Origin of the sequence: Ensifer soli, from assembly GCF_041928815.1 — a bacterium.
GTDB lineage: Bacteria > Pseudomonadota > Alphaproteobacteria > Rhizobiales > Rhizobiaceae > JBHFEI01.
The window spans coordinates 1-3,101 of the sequence record NZ_JBHFEI010000049.1; the positions used below are offsets into that span (position 1 = coordinate 1).

At 56.1% G+C, this 3,101-nt stretch carries 3 protein-coding genes, 1 tRNA gene and 2 pseudogenes; 2 read left to right on the forward strand and 4 right to left on the reverse strand.

From position 1 onward, the window contains the following. Nucleotides 1-173: 173 nt before the first annotated feature. Nucleotides 174-617: pseudogene (locus ACEVQ6_RS23515) on the reverse strand (PIN domain-containing protein). Beyond that, a complete protein-coding gene (locus ACEVQ6_RS23520; protein ID WP_374891472.1) occupies nucleotides 614-916 on the reverse strand; it encodes a hypothetical protein in 303 nt (100 codons plus the stop codon). The pseudogene ACEVQ6_RS23515 and the gene ACEVQ6_RS23520 overlap by 4 nt, the downstream one beginning before the upstream one ends. Before the next feature lie 267 nt (nucleotides 917-1,183). On the opposite strand from ACEVQ6_RS23520, the gene ACEVQ6_RS23525 reads away from it, so the two are divergent. Together ACEVQ6_RS23525 and ACEVQ6_RS23530 are read left to right on the forward strand one after the other, a co-directional pair. Beyond that, entirely contained in the window at nucleotides 1,184-1,378 is a 195-nt protein-coding gene (locus ACEVQ6_RS23525) for a hypothetical protein (RefSeq protein WP_374891473.1), read from the forward strand. A 31-nt stretch (nucleotides 1,379-1,409) separates the two neighbouring features. After that, nucleotides 1,410-2,447, forward strand: a pseudogene (locus tag ACEVQ6_RS23530) (recombinase family protein); the annotation flags it as partial. A 126-nt stretch (nucleotides 2,448-2,573) separates the two neighbouring features. Here ACEVQ6_RS23530 and ACEVQ6_RS23535 read toward each other — a convergent pair. Next, nucleotides 2,574-2,993: a hypothetical protein gene (locus ACEVQ6_RS23535; RefSeq protein WP_374891474.1), complete on the reverse strand. Its 420-nt coding sequence runs from the start codon at nucleotides 2,991-2,993 to the stop codon at nucleotides 2,574-2,576. 31 nt (nucleotides 2,994-3,024) lie between these two features. Further along, nucleotides 3,025-3,101, reverse strand: a tRNA-Met gene (locus ACEVQ6_RS23540).

A 3,101-nucleotide genomic window follows, 5' to 3' on the forward strand; every position in this document is an offset into this window, starting at 1 on the left:
CGCGTTGGGGGAAGGTTCACAGGGCTCAATTCTCAATGGAAATTATGCGCCTAACCGGCTCAGTTCCGCGTGCAAACCAACAGACGAGCCCAAACAGAAGATCGCCAGCGTTGCCGTCTTCCGTTAAGCTAATGAACTGATACTCGATAGGTACAGGCGGCACAGCCGTCATTTTATTCTCCCCCCTCCAAACCACCGCGCAGCGGATTTATGATTTGGAGCCCCACGAAATCTTTTTCGTTGTCCGTTACGACAACGCAGTCATTTGCGCCTGCGACGGCCGCTATGATCATGTCGAGCCCGCTACGCGGGCGGCCAGCCACTTTGCCGTCCGCCATGAGACGCGCCTAGAGCAGACCAGCCTTATCGTCGAAGGATAGGATACGACCAGTAAACAGTGCCTGCGGCCCCTCTGGCCCCGCGAACCAAGCGTCGAGAATGTCACGCTTCTTGCCTCGCGGCTTTTCCAGAATGCCGCGCCGGATTTCAGCGATTGTCAGAGAGGTAATAAAAAGATCCTCGTCGCGTTGCTCGCACATCCAGGCCAGCAGCGATGCCGACGGCTTTGGCTTTACGATATTGCTGATGATGTCGGTGTCGAGAAGATAACGCGTCACAGATCGACCTCGCGCCCCTCTTCACGGGTACGGGAAAGGTCGAAGTCAGCATCCACTAGGGGGGAGCGACGTAGGGCGGTAAGAATATTTCCTGGTTTCGGCGTATTACCAGCTACAGCCGTTTTTACAGCCGAACGGACCTGCTCTGCCTCCGGCCCCTCTTCCGCTAGACGACGCGCGAGCGAGCGGATCAATTCACGGTCAGCTTCCAGCGCCATCACCTCGAAGCGAGTGAAGCCACGCTGCGTCAGGCGCGCGCGGTAGTTCTGGATTGCTCTCTTCTGTGCAGCATTGCTCATGGCCAGCCTCCATGTTATATCCAGATATATAGCCGAATGCGGCCGTGCAGACAAGGGATGTCAGCTGTGGTGCCAGATACTTTCAAAGCTCATCGTAGATTTGAATATGCAGGGCGATATCGCCAGTATTTTTCATATGCTGCAACACGCTACACTTCGCCACGCGTCTCCACAGCAGCCGAAACAACACCAGTTGCCACAAATTTTCTCTTTTAGATTCAGTTGATTATAGCGCCACCCCGTGAATGCTACCACACATGAGCCCGGATGGACGCAATACCAAAAACGACGGTTACGCAAAGCGATCGCGAAGAGTTGCGCGAGGGGTTGCTTTTGGGCGATCCGGAGCTGAAACTATCGGAGCAAGACAATCCAGATCCCCGATTGGTCCAACTGGCTCGAATGCTCGGGCGGCAAATGGCGCGTCAGCACTACGACGCGCAATTGAAAAAACGGGGGTGACCCAGCTCCCGAAGATTATGGGAGGTGGGATTTGAAAGTCGCCATTTACGCCCGCTACTCCTCTGACAATCAGCGAGACGCATCCATTGCCGACCAGCTCCAAATTTGTCGTCTTCATGCTGAGAAGCAAGGTTGGCAGGTCATCGAGGAATATACAGACCACGCAATATCCGGCGCATCGCTTTTGCTTCCGGGCATGCAGGCGATGATCAGCGATGCGATGCGTGGGCGCTTTCAGTTGGTTCTTGCCGAAGCGATGGATCGCCTGTCATGTGACCAGGAGGATATTGCCGGACTCTTCAAGCGGATGTCCTATTTGGACGTGAAGATCGTCACGCTTTCGGAGGGTGAGGTTTCGCATCTGCATGTCGGGCTGAAGGGCACCATGAACGCCCTGTTCCTCAAGGATCTCGCAGATAAAACGCGCCGAGGGCAACGCGGCCGCGTCGAGGCCGGGAAATCGGGCGGCGGCAATTCTTACGGCTATGACGTAGTGAAGAAGCTGGATGCCAACGGTGAGCCGATCCGCGGCGACCGCATCATCAACGAGGCTCAGGCCGAAGTCATTCGCCGGATTTTCAGTGACTATGCCGCAGGAAAGTCAGCGAAGATCATCGCAGTCGCTCTTAACAGGGAAGGGATCCCTGCCCCATCTGGCGGCGATTGGGGTTTCAGCACGATCAACGATAATCCGAAGCGCGGCAATGGTATCCTCAACAACGAGATGTATGTCGGGAAGATCGTCTGGAACCGCCAGCGCTTCATCAAGGAACCGGATACGGGAAAAAGGCAGGCCCGAGCCAATCCGGAATCGGAATGGGTCATTCAGGAGGCGCCGGAACTGCGCATAGTGGAAGAGGCGCTCTGGAGTGCGGTGAAGGCACGGCAGGGCGAGAACAAGATTGATCGGGACGCAGAGGGCCGCGTCGATGTCGCGGAAATCAACTACCGTCGGCGCCCCAAATATCTATTTTCCGGGCTGACCAAATGCGCGTGCTGCGGCGGTGGCTATTCCGCTATCTCAGCAACGTTGATCGGCTGCTCGACGGCACGGAACAAAGGTACCTGCGACAACCGCGTAAACATCCGACGCGACGAGCTTGAATCGCGGGTTCTCAACGCACTGCGAAATCGGATGCTTGATCCTGCTATCTTCGCCGAATTCTGCGACGCATACACACAGGAGACAAACCGCCTACGGACGGAAGGCCGCGCTCATATCGATCTGGCTCGGTCGGAGATTGAACAGATTGGTCGCGAAGAAGAGCGTCTGATGGATCTCTATCTGAAGGAAGCCATTTCGATTGAGGCAGTGAAGGATAAAGGTAATCAGCTCAAGGTGCGAAAAGCGGAGTTGAACGCGTTTCTGGCAACGGCTGACGAGCCGCCTCCCCTGTTGCACCCGGCGATGGCCCTTCAGTATCGTCTTCGTATTCAGCAGCTTTATGAGACGCTGCAGGACGATAGCGAAGAGAAGCGCGTAGAGGCAGCCAACGTTATCCGTTCCCTCGTCGAGGATATCGTTCTGCCCCCCGTCGACGGGAAGGTTGAGATCGATGTACGAGGCGATCTCGCCGGCATCCTGACGATGGCCGTAGAATGCAAAAAGCCCCACGAAGGAGCATTTTGGGGATCACAAGTAAAGATGGTTGCGGGGGCAGGATTTGAACCTGCGGCCTTCAGGTTATGAGCCTGACGAGCTACCGGGCTGCTCCACCCCGCG

What these genes read in the sequence shown, in the direction of transcription:
- ACEVQ6_RS23525 (WP_374891473.1), top strand. Translation starts at nt 1,184, where the DNA reads ATGGACGCAATACCAAAAACGACGGTTACGCAAAGCGATCGCGAAGAG.
- ACEVQ6_RS23520 (WP_374891472.1), bottom strand. Translation starts at nt 916, where the DNA reads ATGAGCAATGCTGCACAGAAGAGAGCAATCCAGAACTACCGCGCGCGC.